We start from the raw sequence: 1,414 nt of genomic DNA, 5'->3' as shown, positions 1-1,414 counted from the left end.
GCTTTTCCTTTGCTTTTACGCATTGACGAGCCATCCCAAGGGTAAATACGTTGGTTTGATTGATTCTCATCCATATATTGCGTACCAATGAGTGCTTTGGCAGCATATTCCCACTCTGCTTCAGTTGGGAGGCGATATGCAGGTAAAACATTTCCTGATTCGATGGCTAAACGACCTCCAACTTTAACAGTTGGTGCTTCTGGTGCTGCTCCTTTCTTTGATTTCTTACCAAAACCACCACCACTTTTAGATTTTTTAGCTTTGTCGCCAAATCTAACAGCCATTTCACCATTTACAGCTTCAGTTCTCCACTTACAGTAGTCAGATGCTTGTACCCAAGAAACACCAACAACTGGATACATACGAAAGCCTGGGTAACGAAGGTACTGCTCAGTAAATTGGTCATTGAAAGATAGTTTACTTAACCATACCGTTGTATCAGGTAATGCTGTTTCGTAAAATTCTTGAGAAGAATCTTTTTGAATAGCGTGAAGGTATTCTAACCAGTGAAGGTTCGTAATTTCAGTTTCATCCATATAAAAAGACGAAACCGTTACTGTTCTTTCAAGGTTGTCACGAGAGAAAGTTACATCCTCCTCGACCGTACCCATCGTAAAACGACCTCCTTCGATAAACACAAGGTTAGGACCTGCTGGTTGGCCTTTGAAGTCTTTAACTTGTAAACCTTCAGGCTCTTTTCCTTTCTTACTTTTCTTGTTGTATGCAATACCAGTGGCAGTACTTTTACGGCCAGGATTGATACTTGAAGCTTTCTTTTTGCTCGAACAACCACTTAGAATTAGCATGAACGCTAACGCAACCGCAGTCGAACTAAAAAGTAGTTTTTTCATTTTCGGAATGATTTTTGTTAATTAAATTCGTTTTGCAAAAATAGGTAATTCAATATATATTTCAGTAGAAATCTGAAAATCAATTACTTAAGAAACATGATAAATTAGATAATACCGCTTAATAACTTGTCTAATTCATCAATTGATTGTACTTTTTCGACTGTAAGTAGCAGTTTAGACTTGATTTCTTTCAAAGAGCAATGCTTAGGATTATTCTTAATATAATCAAGAATTTTGCCAAACTTATCGGTCTGAAAATATTCTGTACGCTCTTGTGAAACGAAGTATCCTTTTAGGATATTGTTTTTCAAGGTTAATTTTTCAAAACCAATCTGTTCGGCTTTCCATCTAATTCGGGCAATTTTGAATAGATTTTCAACTTCTTCGGGCATCGGGCCGAATCGGTCAACCATTGATTTTTGGAATTCTTGTAACTCTTCTTCCTTCTCTATATTATCAAGTTGATTATAAAGTGAAAGCCTTTCAGAGATATTGCTTACATAACTCTCAGGAATAATAATTTGTAAGTCGGTTTCAATTTGGCAATCAGGAAGCCTTAAATC

General features: G+C 36.7%; 2 protein-coding genes. Both read right to left on the bottom strand.

From position 1 onward, the window contains the following. Window positions 1-851: SUMF1/EgtB/PvdO family nonheme iron enzyme (locus tag ACOVO2_RS12480; RefSeq protein ID WP_421770298.1), on the bottom strand; the 851-nt coding region annotated here is incomplete at its 3' end. Between the two features lie 104 nt (window positions 852-955). Continuing rightward, window positions 956-1,414: TRCF domain-containing protein (locus tag ACOVO2_RS12475; protein ID WP_421770297.1), on the bottom strand; the 459-nt coding region annotated here is incomplete at its 5' end.

The organism is Emticicia sp., assembly GCF_049241225.1.
Taxonomy (GTDB): domain Bacteria; phylum Bacteroidota; class Bacteroidia; order Cytophagales; family Spirosomataceae; genus Emticicia.
Note: the sequence above shows the minus strand (reverse complement) of the source record. Positions and strands in the feature narration are given on the sequence as shown.